16 protein-coding genes and 2 pseudogenes are annotated in these 20670 nt (G+C 62.6%); 12 read left to right on the top strand and 6 right to left on the bottom strand.

Annotated elements, in window-relative coordinates; all coding sequences use genetic code 11:
- Positions 1–528 precede the first annotated feature (528 nt).
- The 6 genes and pseudogenes from CJ178_RS31310 to CJ178_RS31285 form a co-directional block, all read right to left on the bottom strand.
- Positions 529–2130, bottom strand: coding sequence for a long-chain fatty acid--CoA ligase (locus tag CJ178_RS31310; RefSeq protein ID WP_257013629.1), 1602 nt, complete (start codon positions 2128–2130; stop codon positions 529–531).
- Positions 2131–2280: 150 nt separating this feature from the next.
- Positions 2281–2478 (bottom strand): annotated as a pseudogene (locus CJ178_RS31305) (3-keto-5-aminohexanoate cleavage protein); the annotation flags it as partial.
- Positions 2479–2861: 383 nt separating this feature from the next.
- Positions 2862–4490, bottom strand: a complete 1629-nt coding sequence (locus CJ178_RS31300) for an AMP-dependent synthetase/ligase (protein WP_095889120.1) — start codon at positions 4488–4490, stop codon at positions 2862–2864.
- Between the two features lie 68 nt (positions 4491–4558).
- Entirely contained in the window at positions 4559–6076 is a 1518-nt protein-coding gene (locus CJ178_RS31295) for a flavin-containing monooxygenase (protein ID WP_095888931.1), read from the bottom strand.
- 11 nt (positions 6077–6087) lie between these two features.
- Positions 6088–7290, bottom strand: a complete 1203-nt coding sequence (locus CJ178_RS31290) for a serine hydrolase domain-containing protein (RefSeq protein ID WP_143547570.1) — start codon at positions 7288–7290, stop codon at positions 6088–6090.
- Between the two features lie 77 nt (positions 7291–7367).
- A complete protein-coding gene (locus tag CJ178_RS31285; RefSeq protein WP_095888929.1) occupies positions 7368–8141 on the bottom strand; it encodes an SDR family NAD(P)-dependent oxidoreductase in 774 nt (257 codons plus the stop codon).
- A 246-nt stretch (positions 8142–8387) separates the two neighbouring features.
- Here CJ178_RS31285 and CJ178_RS31280 point away from each other — a divergent pair, with 246 nt between their 5' ends.
- From CJ178_RS31280 to CJ178_RS31230, 12 genes and pseudogenes are all read left to right on the top strand, one after another.
- Positions 8388–9278 (top strand): crotonase/enoyl-CoA hydratase family protein, encoded by an 891-nt coding sequence (locus CJ178_RS31280; protein ID WP_095888928.1) that lies wholly within the window; start codon positions 8388–8390, stop codon positions 9276–9278.
- The gene (locus CJ178_RS31275; RefSeq protein WP_095888927.1) at positions 9262–9879 is read left to right on the top strand and encodes a TetR/AcrR family transcriptional regulator; all 618 of its coding nucleotides are present in this window, start codon (positions 9262–9264) and stop codon (positions 9877–9879) included. The genes CJ178_RS31280 and CJ178_RS31275 overlap by 17 nt, the downstream gene beginning before the upstream one ends.
- 178 nt (positions 9880–10057) lie before the next feature.
- Positions 10058–10831 carry a TetR/AcrR family transcriptional regulator gene (locus CJ178_RS31270; protein ID WP_095888926.1) on the top strand — a complete coding sequence of 258 codons (774 nt, stop codon included), beginning with the start codon at positions 10058–10060 and terminating at the stop codon, positions 10829–10831.
- 214 nt (positions 10832–11045) lie between these two features.
- Positions 11046–11174, top strand: a pseudogene (locus tag CJ178_RS33775) (helix-turn-helix domain-containing protein); the annotation flags it as partial.
- A 33-nt stretch (positions 11175–11207) separates the two neighbouring features.
- The gene (locus tag CJ178_RS31265) at positions 11208–11582 is read left to right on the top strand and encodes a hypothetical protein (protein ID WP_257013625.1); all 375 of its coding nucleotides are present in this window, start codon (positions 11208–11210) and stop codon (positions 11580–11582) included.
- A gap of 534 nt (positions 11583–12116) precedes the next feature.
- The gene (locus CJ178_RS31260; protein WP_179300900.1) at positions 12117–13511 is read left to right on the top strand and encodes a dihydroorotase; all 1395 of its coding nucleotides are present in this window, start codon (positions 12117–12119) and stop codon (positions 13509–13511) included.
- Positions 13501–14136, top strand: a complete 636-nt coding sequence (locus CJ178_RS31255; RefSeq protein ID WP_095888923.1) for a cysteine hydrolase family protein — start codon at positions 13501–13503, stop codon at positions 14134–14136. Before CJ178_RS31260 ends, CJ178_RS31255 begins: the two co-directional genes overlap by 11 nt.
- Positions 14129–14638, top strand: coding sequence for a (2Fe-2S)-binding protein (locus CJ178_RS31250; protein WP_095888922.1), 510 nt, complete (start codon positions 14129–14131; stop codon positions 14636–14638). The genes CJ178_RS31255 and CJ178_RS31250 overlap by 8 nt, the downstream gene beginning before the upstream one ends.
- Positions 14635–18048, top strand: a complete 3414-nt coding sequence (locus tag CJ178_RS31245; RefSeq protein ID WP_095888921.1) for a molybdopterin cofactor-binding domain-containing protein — start codon at positions 14635–14637, stop codon at positions 18046–18048. The genes CJ178_RS31250 and CJ178_RS31245 overlap by 4 nt, the downstream gene beginning before the upstream one ends.
- A complete protein-coding gene (locus CJ178_RS31240) occupies positions 18041–18565 on the top strand; it encodes a thiamine pyrophosphate-binding protein (protein ID WP_179300899.1) in 525 nt (174 codons plus the stop codon). The genes CJ178_RS31245 and CJ178_RS31240 overlap by 8 nt, the downstream gene beginning before the upstream one ends.
- On the top strand, positions 18562–19164 hold the full coding sequence (locus CJ178_RS31235; protein WP_095888919.1) for a thiamine pyrophosphate-dependent enzyme: 603 nt from the start codon (positions 18562–18564) through the stop codon (positions 19162–19164). Before CJ178_RS31240 ends, CJ178_RS31235 begins: the two co-directional genes overlap by 4 nt.
- Positions 19161–20630, top strand: coding sequence for an amidohydrolase family protein (locus tag CJ178_RS31230; RefSeq protein WP_095888918.1), 1470 nt, complete (start codon positions 19161–19163; stop codon positions 20628–20630). The genes CJ178_RS31235 and CJ178_RS31230 overlap by 4 nt, the downstream gene beginning before the upstream one ends.
- The last annotated feature ends 40 nt before the right edge of the window (positions 20631–20670 follow it).

Here is a 20670-nt window from a genome sequence, read left to right as displayed (position 1 = left end):
GTTGCTGGTGGGGTGTTTCGGTGCTTTCGCGTTCCTGTTTTCGGGCGGTTCTTCTTTTGAGCTGTGTACATCCGGTTCCTGTGCGGCGGGCAGAGTGTGGCACGGGCGTGGCTGCCGGCTGTGAGATCGTCGTGGACCTATGCGACCTATGCGCCCTATCGACGAGCGCGAGGCGTGGGTGAGTCGGCGACCGTGCAGTTTCGGTATTCGCGTTCGCCGGGTGGGTGTTGATCGGTGCGGCATTTTTCTCGGCGTGGACATCCGTGCTTTGAGCTATGGTCGATGCCCGTTGATCGGGGAGTGGGAGCGTGTCCTACTCGTGTGGGACTGCGGTTGTTTCTGGAAGAATCGAGGATGAACTCGACCTCTACGGTAGTGGCTGACCACTGTCGGATATGACGAAGCTGCTGGCATTCGGAAGTGTCCAGCAGCGTCATGAGGTGGGTATTCACGCCCACCTTCCTGGTGATTTCGACATGACTTGGGTCTTTGATTCTCCTGTTGTCACCTCGGTTTACGGCTGTGTGATTATGCGGTGAATTGGTCGCGTAGATCCCGCTTCTTGAACTTGCCCGTCGCAGTTCGTGGAATAGTGGAAACGAACTCGAACCGCTCGGGCAGTTGCCACCGAGCAAATTCGGTCGAGAGGTGTTCACGAAGCTGTACCGTGTCGGCAGTCATGCCGGTTCGGAGGACGAGTACCGCCAACGGCCGCTCACCCCATCGTTCGTCGGGGACGGCGATCACCGCGGCCTCCGCGACCGACGGGTGCGCCATGAGGTGATTTTCGAGATCGACCGAGGAAATCCACTCGCCGCCGGACTTGACCAGGTCCTTGGAGCGATCGCAGATCCGGATGCAACCACGTGAGTCGATGCGGACGATGTCCCCGGTGCGGAACCACCCGTCCTCGGTGAAATTGTCTGCGCCGGTGCCGTTGTGGTAGCCGGACGCCACCCAGGGGCCACGTACTTCAAGCTCGCCCATGGCGACGTCGTCCCACTCGCTGAACCCGCCGTCCTCGTTTCGGGCGCGGATGTCGAAGAACGGCATCGCGATGCCCTGGCGGGTGCGGAAGTCGTATTTTGTGTTGTCGTCGCAGTTTTCGAGGTCTGCTGGGAGGCGGCTGACGGCGCCCATCGGGGAGGTTTCGGTCATGCCCCAGGCCTGCACGACGGTCAGGCCGTGTCGGTCGTATCCTTCGAGGAGGCTTCGTGGTGCTGCTGCTCCGCCGACGATCAACCGGTCGAGCAGGCTCAGGTCCCAGCGGTTGGGCTCGGCGTCGAGGGCGTTGAGCATCGTCATCCAGACGGTCGGGACTCCGGCGGTCATGGTGACTTTCTCGGTTTCGATCAGGTCGAGCACGCTGACCGCGTCCAGTTTGGATCCGGGGAGGACCAGTCGGGCGCCGAGGAGTGCGGCGGCGTAGGGAAGTCCCCAGGCGTTGACGTGGAACATCGGTACCACGGGCAGCAGAGTGTCCTGCGTCGATACGCTTAGTGCGTCGGGCAGTGCGGCGGCCATCGAATGCAGTACCAGTGACCGGTGGGAGTAGACGACGCCTTTGGGTCGGCCGGTGGTGCCGGATGTGTAACACATTGCGCCGGCTTGGCGTTCGTCGATCAGCGGCCACTGTGTGGGTTCGGCGTCGCGGATGATGTTTTCGTAGTCGAGCATGTCGGCGGGTGCTGGTCGATCGTGGGTGATGACGATGACATGGTCGAAGTGGTGGGTGAGTCGGAAGGTGTCGAATACTTCGAGGAGGGATTCGTCGACGACGATGATCCGGTCCTGGGCGTCACCGACGATGAAGGTCAGCTCGTCCGCGTGCAGGCGTGGGTTGAGGGTGTGCACGATCGCCCCCATCGCGGGGACGGCGAAGTACATTTCGAGGTGTTCGGCTTGGTTCCACAGCAGGGTGGCGACTTTGTCGCCGTCGCTGACGCCGAGGTCGGTGAGGGCAGTGGCAAGTTTGCGGGCACGGTGGGCGCATGCTCCAAGGGTGGTGCGGGCAATGCTGCCGTCGGGACGACGCGAGACGACGTCTTTATCGGCGTGGAAACGCTCGGCGCGCTCGACCACAGCGGTCACTGAGAGGGGGTAGTCGTCCATGGTCAAGCCATTGATCACGTGAAACTCCTAGGTGGGGAAGAGGTGGGGGAGAACTTTCTGGTGGCGGGACCCGTCGCTGATCTTGGCTGCAGGCGGGGTGGGGACGCCCGGAAGATGGGGCACGGAACTGCATTCCGTGCCCCATCGCGTCGGTGTGCCCGAATATCGGGCGTGGTGTGTGAATCCGACCTGGCCGGGGCGGCGGTTCGGTGCGCAGCCGAGGTTCGCCAGAGTTTCGTCCGCGTGGCGGTAGGTCTGCCCGATCATGTAGATCTCGTGGGCATCCTTACCTGTGGCGACCTCACGGCCGAGTTCACCGGCGATGCGGACGAGCTGCTGGATCTGCTCGACCGATGTCATCTTCTGCGGGCTTCCTGGTTGCTTCAGAGCCCGCTTGGGTCACCGACAAGCCGTTCCGTCTGATGCGGGTCAGGATGTCGAAGACGTTGCCGTCCTGGTAGAGCGCCCGTCATAAGTACTGTTTCACTACACGGGACTTTGATGATCACTTTGTCGAGATGCCGCCTGCGTCGGCGGCAGAAGTCTCGCCCGGACCGGTCGCACCGGGCGCGGATCGTCTTGCCTGTCACTTCGATCCCGGGTTCACCTTCATTCGATCTTGCCGGGCAAGGGGTGAGTGGTTGGAGCACACACATGCATTGCGCGATGATCATCCCCGATGAAACCGACTTTTCGTCGACGTCACCACCGCGCTATGTCACTTCACTCTCGAAAATTTGACGGTGCCGTCACTGTGCGTACAGAGCGTCGAATACGTCGCCGTACTTCTCATGGACGGCGCGCCTCATGATTTTCAGACTCGCGGTCATTTCCCCGCCTTCTGGAGTCCACTCCGTCGCAAGCACCCGGTAGCGCTTGATCTGTTCCACCCGGGCGAGATCCTGGTTGGCGATCTCGACTGCGCGGTCGATCTCCGCGACTACGTCCGGATGTGCGGCCAGCTCGGACGGCGCTGCGACGACGATTCCCTGCGAGGCTGCCCATGCCGTCGCCGCATCCAGGTCGAGAACGATCAGGGCGACTACGTACGGTCGGCGGTCACCGTATGCAAGCGACTGACCGACCAATGGATGCTTGGTCAGCAGCGCCTCGAGCGCGGCCGGGGCGATGTTCTTGCCGCCCGATGTAATGATCAGGTCTTTCTTGCGATCGATGATGTAGAGGTGTCCGTCCTCATCGATGCGTCCGATATCACCGGAGTGCATCCAGCCCTCGTCGTCGGTGACGGGGAGAACGGTTCCGTCGTCCTGAAGGTATCCCGAGGCCACGATCGGGCCGCGAACCAGGAGTTCGCCGTCGTCGAGCATCTTGATCTCGGTCCCCAGGATCGGGGTGCCGACCGACCCGAAGCGGAAGTCCGTCTCGGTCGTCGATGTGGCAACGCCGGTGGTTTCGGTCATGCCCCATGCCTCGATGATCGCGATTCCCTGCTCCCGGAAGTACTCCTGCACGTCCACCTGCAGCGGCGCGGCCGCACTGCATGCCCAGGTGACCTGATCGAGGCCGACGTCCACGAGGGACGAACCCGGTCGCGCACGCAGCGCTGCGGCAAGTTTCTCCCAGATTCTGGGGACGCCGAAAACGCTGGTCGGGCGCGTCTGGAGGAGTACGCCGACCAACTGGCTCGGGTCGGGACAGAACGTCACGTAGCCGGCCTTGTGGATGGCCATGTAGACCGAGATCATGCGTTCGGCGATGTGCGCCAACGGCAGGTAGCAGACGCTGCGGAAATGCTGGGGTATTGGCGCCCCGGCATCCCAAGCTTCGGCGTTGGCGATCACGTTGCGGTGAGTGAGCAGCACGCCTTTGGGGATGCCGGTGGTGCCGGAGGTATAGATCAGTGTCACCGGATCGTTCTCGGTGATCTCCCGCCAACCGGCCTCGAGCGTGTCTAGGTCCGTCTCGTCCGTTACGACGTCCGACCACTTCACGAATCGATCGTTGTCGGCCACACAGGCCTCGGGATCGAGCACGACGACACGCTCGAGTGCGGGCAACTGGTCGAGCACCGGCAACCAACGGTCGACCTCGCCGGCGCCTTCGAGTACGGCGACCTTGGCCCCGCTGTGGTTGGCGACGTACGCGATCTGGGAGGACGGCATCGTGCCGTACACCGTCGCCGGAAGCGCACCGAGATGCACGAGCGCCTGGTCCGTCAACCAGTGTTCGGGGCGACTGGACATCATGATCGCGACGCGATCACCCTTGCGCACGCCCAGTTTGGATAGTCCCAGAGCGATCTGGGCGATGCGAGTTCGGGTCTCGCTCCAGGTCAGAACCTGTCCGTTGTGGGACAACGCGGGCATGTCGCCGTATTGCTCGGCGTTGCGGTGTAGTAGTTCAGGAATCGTCGACATTGCAGAACCTTTCACTAAGGCTGCGGCCGGAGCACGCTTGGGTCGGATCGAACAAAAAGCTCAGTGCATTAGCCGGCAGTCACCGACTGCTGAGTAGTTGTGGTACTCACACTCCGGCGATAATCAGTCCGCCGAAGGAAGCGAGTGCGCAGCCAGTACGACAGCGTCGACTTCGGCCACAGCAGCGTATTGCGCCCCGTGACGGGATCTTGGTACCAACTCTTGCAGCCGCCGGCCTGCCACACGGTCGACGAGAGCCTGCCCTGCAGGAACTGGTTGAAGCGGTCCTGGGCATCCTGTCGCACCTCGATAACGCCTCGGCGACCTGCGTACCGAATGCACCGCTTCATGTACCTGGCCTGGGCCTCGATCATGAAAACCTGCGAGTTGTGCCCGAGGCCTGTATTCGGACCGCACAGCAGGAACAGGTTCGGAAATCCCGCCACCGTCGTCCCCAGATACGCCTCGGGGCCCGACGCCCACTGCGAGCCGAGCGCGACTCCGTCACGTCCGCGGATCGGCACCCGGCTGAGACTGTTCTGTGCGTCGAAGCCGGTTCCGAAGATGATGACGTCAGCATCGTATTCGTTTCCGTCCGTGTCGATTACGGACTTCGCTCGAACCTCCCCGACGCCGGCGGTGACGACGTCGACATGCGGCTTGACGAGTGCCGGGTAGTAGTCGCTGGAGATCAGCAGTCGCTTGCAGCCGATCTCGTAGTTCGGAGTGAGTTTCGCCCGTAGCGCGGGGTCACTGATCTGCTTCTTCAGGTGCCCCGACGCCAACGCCTTGGTGGGGCCCATCTTCGAGGTATCGGAAACGAACCCCTTGGCCCGCTTCTCGTGGATCCAGAATAGTCGTGCGCGTCGGTTCCATCGCTTGATCGGGTTGCGGCGCATCTCTTCTCGTTCTTCCTCGCTGAACGCGCGGTTGAACTTCGGGGCGATCCACGGGGCTGTCCGTTGGAAGAGCGTAAGTTTTGCGGTCTGGTCGACGATAGCGGGAACGAACTGAATGGCGCTCGCACCGGTGCCGACGACGGCCACCTTCTTGCCCTCGAGATCGCACGAGTGATCCCAGTGCGCGGAATGGAAGACAGGGCCCTGAAAGTTCTCGAGGCCTGGCAACTTCGGATAGGAGGCGTGGTGCAGTAGTCCCATTGCGGAGACCAGGAATCGCGCTCGGAACACCGAGCCGTCCGCAGCCTCCACTGTCCAGGTACCGTCCTGCTCATCCCAGTCTGCGCCGGTGACCGTGGTGCCGAATCGAATACGCTCGGTGATCCGAAGCTCGGCGCTCGTGTCGCGGAGGTAGTCCAGGATCTCCTGTTGCGGCGCGAAGAGGTGCCGCCAGCCCGGGTTCTGCCGAAAGGAGAACGAGTAGAGCGGTGACGGGATATCGCAGGCACACCCGGGATAGGTATTCTCGCGCCAAGTGCCACCGACGTCGTCACCCTGTTCGAGTATCAGATAGTCGAGTCCGCCCACGCGGGAGATCGTCGCAGCCGCGGCGAGGCCTGAGAATCCGGCGCCGAGGATGAGCACGTCGGTCCGGCTCGAATTGCTCTGTGTTCTTTCAGAAGTCATAGTCGTCCTGTTCAAATTGCAGCTGTGGTGGCGCCCGGCGTCGGGACAGGCTGTCCGAGCGAGCGATAGATGGCATCTACGAGGGACTGTCCGCGCTCGTTGAGCAGCGTTCCCGGGCCCTGCTTGTTCATTGTGTAGCCGACACTGAGGCCGAGTTCGGGGTCTGCGAACCCGATCGAACCGCCCGATCCGCAGTGGCCGAAGGCTTTGCTACCGATCCGCATGCTGTGACCGGGGCCAAGGTGTGCACCACTATCCATCGACAGCATGAACCCGCCGCGAAATCTGGTCCGCATCAACAGTGTTGCGTCGAATCCGTCGGACGTGGGCATCTCGTGTGCCGAAGACGGCTCGGACTCGCCAAGGCTCCGCACGGCGGGATCTTCAAGGGCGCTTGCGTACATCTGCGCGAGCCCTTTTCCATTGGTGACACCGTTTGCTGCGGGAATTTCCGCCGCCCGGCCGGCGCGGGTGTTCACCCCCGCACGAGCCCAGTTTCCCGAGTTGAACACAAAGAGATTCGGGATCGAACCACGCTGGTGGACGGCGGCATCGAGGAACGGCGTCGTGGTGACCTGACCAGCGATTCCTTCGACGATCGGCGCGACACGCGGTTCGATTTCCGGTGGCAGCCCGATCCAGAAGTCGAAACCTTGCGGACCCGCAATCTCTGATGCGAAGAACTTGCCGACCGTGGAGCCGGCGACGCGGCGCACGACTTCACCGAGAACGTACCCGAAGGTCACCGGGTGGTAGCCGTGCTGCTCGCCTGGCCGCCAGAACGGCATCTGGTCTGCAATCCGGCCGACCATGAACTCCCAATCCTCGAGCATCCCGGATCCCAGCGGCTCGCGGAGCACGGGAATCCCGGCGGAGTGATTGAGCAACATCCCGATTGTTATGTCGCCCTTGCCATTCGCAGCAAACTCAGGCCACACCTGTGCCACCGGCATGTCCTCGTGGAGGTCGCCGGAGGCCAGGAGTCGGTGGACACACAGTGCGACTGCAGCTTTGGTGGCCGAGAATACGACGCTGACCGTGTCCTGTTCCCATGCTCGCCCCGTCTCGGGATCGGCGACACCGCCCCACAGGTCAACGACCGGCTTGCCGTCGAGGAGCACATGCAGGGACGCTCCCACTTCGCCTCGCTCGGCGAAATTCCGACCGAACTCCTCTGTCACCGCGGCGAAGGCCGGGTCTACAACGCCTCTCATCAATGTTGCAGCTCCTTCCTGGTCGCAATTCGCCACTGCGACAGCTCCTTTCGATATGAATGACGGGGAACGACGGATCAGCGGTAGAGGCCTTGGGTGTTAATCCCCGCACCCCCGTCGACTCGCAACGACTGGCCGGTGATGGCGCCGGCTCCGGACGACATCAGGAACAACACTGACGCCACTACCTCGTCCACCTCGACCAGCCGCTTCATCGCGACGTTGCGCAGCACCCGATCCCGAGTTTCTGGCGGCATCGAGAGGACCTTGGGGGTCGCGACCAATCCGGGGACGATTGCATTGACGCGAATGCCGGAGTCTGCCCATTCGGCCGCAAGGGTGCGGACCAGCCCGAGCACTCCAGCCTTGGCGGCCCCGTAGGACACCTGACCGGGGAGGCCATCCAGGGCGCCTGTCGAGGAGAAAAGAACCAGATTAGCCTGATCGCTCTCGACTAGGGCGGCATGGGCGGCCTGGACGGTCCAGAACTGTGACAGCAGGTTCGACTCGATGTCCTGGCGGAAGACACTGGGAGAGAAGGACTTCGCTCGATGGAGGGTCGCGACGCTGGCTGCGGCACCAATCAGGCAGTCCAAACCCCCGAGTTGGAACACTGCTCGTTCCACTGCGTCCGCCGCTGCAGTCTCGTCGGCGAGGTCGGCCTCGAAGAGCGGGATCGCCCCGAGTCCTTCCGGCAGCGCCGTCCCGGGACGGTCGATTCCGGCGACCTCACAGCCGAGTGCAGCAAGGGCGCCGATCAGTGCGGCGCCGATCCCTCCGGCTGCGCCGGTGACGATGACCTTCGTTCCGGGTCCGGGTGCTGTTGCGGGACTGGCTGACGTTGACTCCATGACGGACGAGTCTCCCTACCGATATCTTCTTGCTGGATGATGTTTGCGCACAAAGTGATTGGGTCGATTGTTTGATCGACCGCTCGAATGGGCATCAAGTTACCCACGTCACTATGTGCCTGTCAATGGGCTGGCATCATCTCCCTTGTCGAGTTGCCGAAGGCTGGAAGCGGCTCAGCTCAAAGGGTGGACATTTACGCGATCGTGATTGTAAAGTGAATTTACTTTACAAATGAAGGAGAAACTATGTACGAGACCCTGCTGTATTCCGTTACCGGTCCGGTTGCCACGATCACGTTCAATCGCCCCGAACGCCTGAACACCATCGTTCCTCCGATGCCCGACGAATTCCAGGAAGCAATGACCAAGGCGAATCGCGACCCCGAGGTCAAGGTCGTCGTGGTCCGTGGCGCGGGCCGATCATTCTGTGCCGGATACGATTTCAGTGGCGGTTTCAAGCACTGGGAAGATCAGATGAACACCGATGGTGAATGGGATGCCGGCAAAGACTTCGTGATGGCGACTGCTCCATCGGAGTCCCCGACGCAGAAGTTCATGAGCATCTGGCGCAGCCCGAAGCCGGTCATTGCTCAGATCCACGGGTGGTGCGTCGGCGGCGGCAGCGAAATGGCCCTCGGCGCCGACATCGTCATTGCCTCCGAGGACGCTCGTATCGGTACGCCGTATGCTCGTATGTGGGGTTGCCACCTCTCCGGCATGTGGATCTACCGGCTCGGGATGGCCAAAGCGAAGGAGTACGCACTGACTGGCAAAGCAGTGTCTGGCGTCGAGGCGGAGCGTATCGGCCTGATCAACAAGGCTGTTCCGTTCGAGGACCTCGAAGCAGAGGTAGCAAAGATGGCCGCCCAGTTGGCGAGCATTCCCGTTTCGCAGCTTTCGGCGATGAAGCTGATCGTCAATCAGGCCTACGAGAACCAGGGACTCGCGAGCACCCAGATGCTCGGCCCGATTCTCGACGGCCTGATGCGCAACACCCCCGAAGCGAAGAAGTTCATCACGATCGCCGAACAACAGGGCGTCGCAGCGGTTGTCGCTGAGCGGGATACACCGTTCGGTGACTACAGTGCTGCGCCGGCCGACGAGCAGCCGAACCCGAACAATGTCATCCACGTCTGACAAAACCACCCGCTACGGGCGGACGGCCCGCGGTGACGCCACCCGATTGAGGTTCATCGCGGCCGCCCGCGCGGAACTGCTGGAAACGGGAGGGACCTTGGAGGTTGCAAAGGTCGCGGCACGCTCCGAGACATCTCCAGCGTTGCTCTACCGGTACTTCGGCGCAAAGGACGGCCTGGTCGCCGCTGTTGTCCACGGCTTCTACGACTCCTACGACGATGCCGTCTTCGCGGTCTCGGTATCACCGGAACTCGGCTGGACCGAGCGCGAACGTTTACGCCTGTCTCGCGAGATAGATTTCCTGTTCGAGGACCGGCTCGCGCAGATCGTGATGGGTCGGCGAATGCGCGAACCGTCAGCCGCTCAAGCGGATGCAGAACGCCTCGCCTCCCAGATCGACATGGCCGCGCGCAACGTCGCGTACGCACAGCGCAACGGCGAGGTCGATCCCGAGGTCGATGCACGCCTCGTCTCTGCGGCGTTCCTGGGAGCGTTCCGTGAGCTCATGGCCGAGGCCATGAGCCGCGAGGTGACACCCTCACGGCAGTACCTGCTCGATACCATCTGGCGACTCGGCGCCAGTATCATCCCCAGCGCTTGATGCATCTGGAATTGCTTCGGGCACAGTCGATTTAACCGAAAATCGACTGTGCCCGAAGTGTCGGGACCGGGCGCTGGAGGAAATTTCCAAAGATCTCGCAGATAATCTCGGTCTAGCGGGCAGTGCCTCGAACGCCTGTGACGGCTTCGGCGCCGCGACTGAGCAAGACTACTTTCGAATGCGCACCACCGCCTCGCTGAGCCGAAGACCGGATCCGAGACGTCGTTCTCCTGCTAGATTTTTCTTTGAATGCACGCGGAACCGGATCACTGTTACTTCGGAGGTGAAAATGGCGAGAAACCTCGGACTCGAGGCCGGCGTGGACGTGGCCGAGCAGATCAGAGTCGAAGCGGCGCGGTTGTTTCACCAACGTGGTTACGGCATGACCACGATCCGCGATATTTCCGACGCCGTCGGAATTTCGTCGTCGACGATGTACCACCACTATCGAAATAAACAGGATCTACTGTTCGCTATATCCCTGCAATTCATGCGGGAATTCAACGACGCCATACTCCCAGTCCTGACCGACTCGACGCGTGCGCCGCAGGATCGTCTGGACGAAGCAATCACATTACATCTACGCATCAGCAACGCGCGGAACACTGAACTGCTCAGCATTCGGGGCAACCGTGGCGCGCTCTCTCCTGACCAGTTGGACACCGTCGTGGGCTTGCAGGCCACCTACCAACGTGCCGTTCGTGACACGGTGGCCGCCATCCGAGACCCGGGAGCCGAGACCACGGACGTCGAGATCACGACCCTTGCACTGATGGATCTGATCAATGGGGTCTGTCAGTGGTTCGACCCGTCCGGACGCCTGTCGATCGATGCGATCGCAGACCGCTATCGGAGCATCGCGCGATCGATAGTGAACTGCGCATCTGATGGGATGTTAACGACGGTGGAAACCTGGTCCAGAGGGGATTCTAGTCATCGTTGCAACAGTTGACGTGGCTTCGGGTCTGTGGCAGTGACGGTTTTGGATTACTGACGGGGACGGTGATTGAGTTCGTTCTCGACCGTCAGGAGATGTCTCGGCGAATGCACGCTTAGGTTAGTGTCCGTGGAAAGTAGTCGCTCAGCAGTGGAGTGGACCCCGAAAGTGAACTGCTCCCCGGAAGTTGGACTGAGAAATTCAGTTCCAACGTTCGGGGAGCAGTTTTATGCAAGCACGAAGTTCACTGTCGGAGGATCAGCGGGCGGTAGCGGTAGCGTTGTTCGAGGAAGGTGCGGGCACGCATTCCGTCGCTACACAGTTGGGTGTGAGCAGGGACGCGGTCAGAAATTTGCACCACAGATGGCTGGTCCGAGGCAGAGTAGCGTCGGTGACCAAACCGGACAGGCGATCGTTCTCGTTCGAGTTCAAACTCGAAGTGGTGCAGCGGTTCTTCGACAGCGCCCTCAGTCGCTGGAACAGCTTCGTCGAAAGCATCCTGCTAGTGACCGGAGAAGTACCAAAGTGGAGTCGCACCACCATGTTCGGCGCGGCCACGGGCGCAGACCTCGTCGACGACTCCGACACAGTCCTGATCTGCGTAGAGTCCATGGGCTATCAACCCCCGGGGCGCACGTGGCGACCGATCTCGCCGCCATGCACGACCGAGTGGTACGTGACCTGGCGAACCGGCCTCGGGACACCCCAAATCATCGAAGCGCTTGCAGTTGAGTTTCCCGATGCTGGAGCGGATGGGATTATCTGATTAGTTGTCTATCGTCCCAGCTTTCGGGACGTTCTGATCGTCGTTCAACCCACCCTATTGTTCGCTCAGCGCGGGGCCCGTCCCCGTGAGCGAATCCAGCGGACAATTTGTGGTTGATGATTTCTACAGGATGGCGGTGCCCTTTGTGCGACAGCATTGGGGTGCTCTCCCACACCGATTCTCCCAGTTGGACGCGTTCGACAACGTGACAGTTCCGCTGCTTCGCGTTGTGCGGTCAGGGGGATGATTTGGAATGTTGTGAGCGGATCTACGAGGATCCGCTGTCCGGTGCTCCGCATGTTTGAGTGTGGGGGGATATCTTGCAATGCGCGATGCCATCACGCATAACCTTGACGTGCAGTGGTGTGGGTCACTAGCATTCCGCAGGACGGCATCGCTCCCCAAACCGGTGGATCGATTGAAGCCCTGACGCATGTGCGCCGGGTGTGCGGCCGACAGCCACCTGCCATTTCTACCATGCGTCTGCGAGGCGAGTTCCGTAGTTGCGGAGCAAGAACCGGAGGTCAGATGCGCGTGGACACTATAGTCGCAAACGGACGGGTTGTGAGTCCGAGCGGCGTTGTCGATGCGGCAATTGCCATCAGAGACGGCCGTGTGGTCGCCATCGGCGACGAGAGCGTTCTTCCTGAGGCGACCGAACGCATCGACGCCGAAGGCAAATATGTACTGCCAGGGATTGTGGACCCCCACGTGCACCTAGGCGGTGGGCGACCACTCTCGGAGATCTTCGCCTCGGAGACGGCCTGTGCCGCTGTGGGTGGCGTAACGACGGTGCTCCAGTACCGCCGCTCGCCCAGCACTTTCCTGGAGACATTCCCTGCGGAGTTCGAGCTCGCACAAACCCGGATGTTGGTCGACACTCAGTTTCACTTCATCATTTCGACGATGGAGCAGGTCAAGGAAATCCCTCGCTACGCCGAGGAATTCGGCGTCACGAGCTTCAAGTTCTATATGGGAGGCTACGAGCCCGGCAACCCGATCGGGCTGGTGTCGGTCAACGACGCCGTCCTGTATGCGGCTATGGAACACATCCGCGATCTGGGGCCGTACGGCTGGTGCATGGTGCACTGCGAGGACGACTCGCTGGTCTGCCACCTCACTGCCCAGGTGAAGGCCAAGGGCGGTAAAGACCTCGCTGCGTACTCCGAGTCGCGACCGGACTTCGTCGAAGAGCAGGACCTGCTGCGGGCGATCTGGCTCGCTGATCTGCAGGGCTGTCCGCTGTACGTTCCGCACACCACTGTCGGCATGGCGGTGGACGCGGCGGCCGAGTCGCGCCGTAAGGGTCGTGTGGTGGTCCTCGAGACCTGCCCGCACTACCTCGCCCTCACCGCCGACAATCCTCGTCTCTCTGCCGAGGGATCGGGTGTGGGGAAGGTTGCGCCGGCGCTGCGCAACCATGAGCATCAGGCAGAGCTATGGCGCGGTCTCCGCGAAGGCTGGATCTCGACCATTGGCTCCGACCATGTCCCGATCGCCAAGAGCGGCAAGGGATTCTGGGAAGAGGCACCCGGCTTCGCCGGTCTCGCCACGATGCTCCCGGTCGTGCTCACCGAGGGCGTGCTGGCTGGGCGGATCAGCATCGAGAAAGTCGTCGAAACGATGGCTTACAACCCCGCGCGACTCTTCGGCCTCTACCCGCGCAAGGGTACGTTGCAGCCCGGTGCCGACGCCGACCTGGTGATCGTCGACATGGAGACCGAGAAGGTCGTCGGTCCAGATGTCACCCAGAGCGAATATGTCAGTGCATTCGAGGGTGTGCCGCTGCGCGGCTGGTCGACGCTGACCATGCGACGCGGAGAAATTATCTACCGGGACGGCAAAGTCCTGGCTGAACCGGGCAGCGGTCAAGTGATCGTGAAGCCCGAACCTGATTTGACCAAGGAGAGGAACTGGCATGCCGCTTAATGTGAAGCTCGACCCGCGGGACGTGGGCCTGCTCATTGTCGACATGCAGAACGGGTTTTGTCACCCGGAAGGTGCACGAGGACAGGCGTTCGGCGCTGACTCCGTGGCGAACCCCCGGGCAATCATCCCTAACGTAGTCGGAGCAGTGGATCTCGCTCACCGCCTTGATATTCCGGTCTGGTTCACCCAGCAGGTGCACTACAACGACGACGTGACGCGCGGACGTCGCCGGATTCCGTCGCACCTGGAACGTCGCGGCGTCAAACTCGAGTTGTGCCGCCGTGGGACGTGGGATGCCGAGATGCTCGACGAGATGAAGGAGATCAAAGAGGACCGCGACGAGGTCGTCGTCAAGCACCGATCCAGCGCTTTCTTCCAGACCCCACTCGAAGGTGAGCTCCGGATGCGGAACGTGCAGGTGCTGGTTGTGCTGGGTACGACCACCAGCTTCTGTGTGGACTCGACGATTCGTGATGCGTATGCGCGTGATTTCGACGTCGTTGTTCCGGCCGACTGCGTGGCCGACTCCGATGACGCAGCGCATGCCGCGACCCTGGCGAGCATCGAACGCTTCCACGGCGTTGTCACTGACCTGGCCGGGTTGACCGCAGCGCTCGATGGCTGATCTGGCCGACCGGGGCGCCGACGTGCCCCGGCCCGGCCGGACTTTGACCGTCAACGACGAGCCGTTAACCGTCACGAGCTCTGCGGGGGCGACGCTGCTGGAGGTTCTTCGCGGGGCCGGTCACACCGACGTCAAAGAGGCCTGCGGGCGTGGTGAATGCGGCGCCTGCACCGTGCTTGTCGGTGGGCGTGCCGTGATGGCCTGCACGCAACTAGCTGCGTTGGTGACCGGCGACGTCACGACCGCCGACGGTCTGGGTGAGGCAGCCGCGGACCTGCGTGAGGCGTTTGCCGACTACGGTGCCTTCCAGTGCGGTTTTTGCACGCCGGGTCAGATTGTGCGCGCGGAGTCGATTCTTCTTGAGTATGTTGATATCTCGCGTGACGAGGTGGTCCGCTGCATGTCCGGCAACATTTGCCGCTGCACCGGATACCGACAGATCGTTGACGCTGTGTGCGCTGTGGCGAGTTCGCGTCGCAATGACCCGGAGGGTAAGTCATGAAGGTTGTCGGCCAACGGGTCCGCCCGATCGACTGGGTCGAAAAGTCCACGGGCACAGCGTCGTACGCGGCTGATAATCCGCCGGAGGGAACTCTGGTAGTGCGGGTGCTCCGCTCCCCGTTTCCACATGCGCGAATCCGCCATCTGGACGTGAGCCCGGCGTTGAAGGTGCCAGGCGTTCACGCGGTCATCACCGCAGCGGACTTCGCACCTGGGAAAATCTACGAACACAGCGGCGCGCCGTACTCTGATCGACCACCGATGGCAACCGACCGGGTGCTCTACGTCGGACATGAAATCGCCGCAGTCGCAGCGGAGACCATTGAAGCTGCGGACGAAGGCGTGCGACGGATCAAGGTTCGCTACCGCCGACTGCGTCCGTTGCTGTCGGTGCCCGATGCACTGGCGAAGGGTGCGCCCGTGCTCCACCAGCGTGAGAGCGGGACCAACGTGGCAGTCGAGGCTGCCGACCACTGGGGCGATGTCGACGTTGCTCTCGGTAATGCCCGAGTGACGACCAAAAGCACTTATCGTTACCCCCGCGTCAACCACGCCTGCATGGAGCCCAACACTACGCTGGCCTGGTGGCACGACGAGCGCCTGGAGCTGTGGACGTCAAGCCAGGCACCGCATTTCGTAGTCCACGAGCTGTCGGCATTGTTCGGGTTGCGCCTTGACCAGGTGGTCTGCCGCGATGTGTCGGTAGGCGGCGGTTTCGGTTCGAAGTCGAAGATTTCCGAGCACGAAGCCCTTGCCGCGGCGCTGTCGATGAAAACTTCTCGCCCGGTACTCATCGCGCTTACTCGGGAGGAAGAGTTCGCCTTCACCAAGCCGCGCCACGAGTTTGTCACTACCCTGCAGGCGCATGCCGACGAGACCGGCCGACTGTGCTTTCTCGACGCCGTGATCGACGTCGACAATGGCGCGTACAACCACTACGGCCCGTCGGTGATGCGTGCGGGCATCAAGCAACTCGGTTCGATGTATCGTCCGGATGCGGTGAGGTGGGATGCCCGGCTCGTTGACACAAATTTGGTACCCGGCGGCCAATTCCGTGGCTACGGACAGCCGCAGACCGGCATCGCGCTCGAGACCGCTATGGACGAGCTCGCTGAACTGTGTGAGATGGATCCCCTCGAATTTCGAGTACGTAATGCGGGCCGTCCCCACACCCAGGCACTGTCCGGATCCAAGGTCGGTTCCAACCGGCTGGCCGAGTGCTTGGAACAGCTGCGGGTGCGGACGGATTGGGACGAGAAGCGTCGCGCTGACACCCCGTTGCGCGGTATCGGCGTCGCCTCCGGGATGCACGCCAGTGGCTCGTACGCCTATCCGGGAGGCAACACCAGCGCCTCAGGAGTGGAGGTACGCAGTAACGGTGAGGTCGTCGTGCGGTTCGGTGGCTCGGACGCCGGTACCGGGCAGCGCACAATCCTTGCGCAGATCGCCGCCGAAATCCTCGACATTCCACTGGATTCCGTGCAGGTCATCATGACCGACTGGGACGAGACGCCGCCCGATATGGGGGCCTGGTCGTCCCGGGGAACGCACATGGGTGGGCATGCCGTCCGCCAGACGGCAGAGGCAATGGCCAGCCGGCTGTGTGAGCTCGGCGCCGAGAAACTCGGTGCCGCCGCCACAGACGTTCGACTACGGGGCGGTCGAGTCGAGGCGGACGCGGACGGAGTAGACATCGCCGATCTCGTCGTCGCCGCGCCCGAAACAGTCGATGGCAGTTTGCGAATCGACACCGAGTACATCGAGCAACGGATGCAGCCGTACTGGACCGGCATCCCAAGGCCCAACATCTCGGCGACCTACTCGTTCGCTGCGCACGCCGTCGAAGTCGAGGTCGATAACGACACGGGCGTCATCACGGTGCTCAACTACTCCGCCGTCCATGACATCGGCCGCGCGATAAATCCCACGCTTGTCGAGGGCCAGATCATTGGGGGAGTTGTGCAGGGCCTCGGCGCAGCACTCGGTGAGCGACTGATCTACGAAGGTGGCCGACCGGTCAACCCGGCCTATCTGCACTACCCGGTTCCGCGTTCGACCATGGCGCCGTCAATCGACGTCGCGCTGGTGGAGGGACCGGAAGAAGCCGGGCCGCTCGATGCCAAGAGTGTTGGTGAGATTGCTCTGATCCCTGCGGCGCCAGCACTTTTGAATGCGGTGTATGCGGCGACCGGAATCCGGTTCCGTGAACTGCCGTTGACCCCTGATGTGGTCTTGACCGCGCTGCGTGCACGTGAGGGCGCGCAGCCGCGTCGGCATCACCTTGCGCGGCGGCCGTCGCGCTGGCAGATCGAACTATTCCGAAAGCTCTACCCGGTCGGAATGCACTTCGTGCTCGATCGGTGGGGCACGCGTTTCGCTCGCCGGGCCACCCCACGTGCGATCGAACGCGTCGAGTTGCCAGTGAGCGTGTCAGCGGCAGTTGCCGAGCTCGGAGGCAAGGGCACCGCCGTCATCGGCGGTGGCACAGACCTTTTGGTGCAGCGTGATCAAGGCCTGACCTTCCCGACGGTGCTCATTGGAACCAGTGCAATCACCTCGATGCGGGGAATCGACCAGCTCCCCGACGGCCGATGGCGGCTGGGAGCAGCCGTGACGTTGGTCGAGCTGGAGAACTGGGCCGACGGCAAGGTAGAGCTTCTCGCCGAGGCTGTCCGAACTATCGCGTCGGGTCAGATCCGTGAAGTGGCTACGCTCGCCGGCAACCTCGCACAGCAGAAGCGTTGCTGGTTCTTCCGCAACGGGTTCGATTGTTATAAGCGAGGCGGCGGGAGCTGTCCCTGCTACGCCGTGACCGGTGATCACCGATTGCACCACTCTGCGATTGGTGCGCATCGGTGCCAGGCGGTGACACCGTCAGACCTCGCGACTGCTTTCGACGCGCTGGGCGGCGAAGTTGTGGTGAGCAGTGCGGCTGGTTCCCGGACGCTGTCGATTTCTGAGCTATACAGCGGGCCAGGCGAATTGAGCCTTAAGTCCAGCGAGATGATCGAGACAGTACTGCTACCGGCCGACATTTTCTCGCTGCGCAGTACCTTCGCGAAGTTGCAGCAGTGGGACGGCGACTTCGCGCTGGTCTCCGTCGCTGCCGCAGCGCGCGTCAACGCCGACGGTACTTGGCAGTCGGCGCGTTACGTGTTCGGCGGTATTGCCCCCACTCCTTGGTCCCCTCAGGGTTTGGGGCGCGTCCTGGCCGGAACTGCCCCGACGGCCGAGGCCGTCATCACCAGTCTCGAGAAGGAGTTCGAGTGGGAGGCACACCCCCTGCCAGGAACCCGATGGAAGCTCGACGCAGCCCTCGGGCTGGCGCGGAAAGCAACCGCACGATTGATCGGCGGAGAGAACAGCAGTGCCGCCGTCGACGCACACAGGAAGGTTGTCAATGATGAGTGAGCGCAAGGCAGCCGCAGTACGCGGCGAGCAGATTGCCGCTCGGCTCGCCGCCGGTGGCGTCGAGCTCGCCGCCTATCTGCCCGACAGCTGGCTTACCCCGCTCATCGAGCGGGTGATCGCCGACGAGTCGATCAAGGATGTACGCGTCAGCCGCGAGGACGATGCGATGGCGATCGCGGGTGGAGCCGCGCTCATGGGGCGCCGCGCTGCCGTGCTGTGTCAGAACGCGGGCGTGCTGCTCTCCACCAACGTGCTGTCGGCGTTCGCGCACCACCACCAGTTGCCAGTCGTTATCGTGGCTGCGGCCCGCGGCGGTGCCGAAGACGGGTTCTACTACCAGATGTACAAGGGCAAGGTCACCGAATCGGTAGCCACTGCGGCGGGCCTGGCGGTGCATCATGTCAACGGGCCGGATGACGACTGGCTGTTTGAACGAGCCAGTGAGCAGGCGTGGCTCGAACGACGTCCGGTTGTGCTGTTGTGCTCGCGGAGTGCGCTTTTGGGAGTTCCGGCATGAGGCGCGCTGACGTGGCACAGGCTATCGCGCAGGCTGCCCCCGGCCACGTGGTGATAGCCAGCCTCGGCACTGCGGGACGGTCGTGGCGCGATCACGGCGGAACAAATCCGACCTTCTATGCCTCCGACCCGATGGGGGCCGCACCCGGTCTGGCGCTGGGCGCCGCCCTGGCTAGGCCGGATCTGCCATTCGTCCTGCTGGAGGGCGACGGCGACCTGGTCATGAACCTCGGCTCGCTGTTGGCGATCGCCGATGCCGCGCCGGACAACCTGCGGATGATCGTGTTCGACAACGGCAGATACGAGACCGGGGGCGGTCAGCCGTTGGCAGCTGCCGGGCGTACCGATCTCGTCGCTATTGCGCTCGGCGCGGGTTGGCCGTTCGCCACCCGCGCCGTACGGGGCACGTCGACTGCGCAACTTGCCGAGCTACTCGGCGAATTATTCAGTGCTTCAACAGGACCAGCAATTCTCGTCGTCGAGGTGGAGTCGGAGCCGTCGCCTTACGGTGGCCCCGGTGAACTCTCGGGCGCTGAGGCTCAGCAGCTGTTCCGTACACAACTTGCGAACTGGGAACGGCCGAAGGATGAGGAACTATGACAACGCGACTGTTGCGCAATGCTCGACTGCTCGATCTTCAGCACGGCGGTGAGATCGGGGACGTGGTGGTGGTGGACGGCGTCATCGCCGACCTCGGACCTGGAGCCGCAGACCGATTTTATGCGACCGGTGATGTGGAGTCCGTCGACTTGGGTGGGGACATCCTGATCCCCGGCCTGATCAACTCCCACACCCACTCGAATCAGACCATCGAGAAGGGATTGTGCGACGCGCTTCCGCTCGATGCGTGGATGGTTGTTGCCAGTTACGGCGGTGCAGGAGCGCGACTTTCACCGCGCGACCTGTATGTGTCCGCGATGGTCGGGGCCCTGGAGATGGTGCGCAGCGGTGCCACATCGGTGCTCGATTGCGCTCGTTCGGACAACGAGTGGGTCGATGACGGCATGGACGCGATCATGACCGCGTACTCGGATCTGGGAATGCGTGCAAACGTGGCGATCCAGTATTCCGACTTGGACTTCTTCTCCTCGATTCCGGTGGATCTGGTTCCTGGTGGCGCGGCGCTGCGTAAGCCGCCGGTCTCCGATCCGGCGACGGTGCTTGCTGCGGCGAACCGGTTCGTTGACCGCTGGCAGGGCAAGTCGGGATTGGTGCAGCCGGTGCTCGGTCCGTCCTCGCTACCGCGTTGCTCCACCGAACTCTTCGAGGAGAGCGTGCGTATGGCACGCACTCGCGGCGTGCGGATGCAGACCCATTTGCTGTCGGCGGCGTCGCAGGTGCCCATGGCTCAGCAGCGATACGGGGTCTCCACGGTGGAGTTCCTGGCGAAAATGGATGCGCTGCAGGACTGGACGTCGTTCGCGCACGCAATCTGGCTCGATCAGAATGAGATTGAGCTTTTTGCGCAGACCGACGCCGTTGCGGTGCATAACCCGGCCAGCAACCTCAAGTTGGGTGCGGGTGTAGCGCCGGTGCCGGCGCTACTGAAGGCCGGTGCCAAAGTCGCAATCGGTTCGGATGGTGCCAGCAGCAACGATACGCAGAACATGCTCGAGACCCTGAAACTTTCGACGATCCTGCATCGGGTCCAGGGCCCACCGTCCACGTGGCCGACCGCGACCGACGGGCTGGGGATGTGCTGGACCAACGGCGCTGGCGCGATGGGGGCTGATCTCGGGCGTCTCGCGGTCGGTGCCGCGGCTGACCTCACGGTGCTCGATACCAATTACGTGTGGCCTGCGCCGGCCGAACAGCTCCGCCATCAGATTGTGTACGGTGAGCTCGGCGCTGCGGTCCGCAGCGTGTACATCGCCGGTGAGGCTGTCATGGTCGATCGTAAGTTCACCACCATCGACGAAGATGCTATTCGCGCCGAGGCCAAGGAGATCGCCGCCCGCATCTGGACCACGTTGCCCGATCGTCTTGCGCGCTTCGAAGAGGTGCGGCCCATGCTCGAGCAGATCGAGGCAGCTGTCGGTGGCGTCGTGGGCCACTCCTGCGGCTGACCTGATTGCGCTCAACCCCGAACACGCCGAAGCCCGTGCC

The organism is Rhodococcus sp. ACPA4, from assembly GCF_002300185.1.
In the GTDB taxonomy this organism is placed as follows: Bacteria; Actinomycetota; Actinomycetes; order Mycobacteriales; family Mycobacteriaceae; genus Rhodococcus_F; species Rhodococcus_F globerula.
The sequence above is the reverse complement of the archived record's forward strand: the minus strand, read 5'-3'. Positions and strand labels throughout refer to the sequence as shown.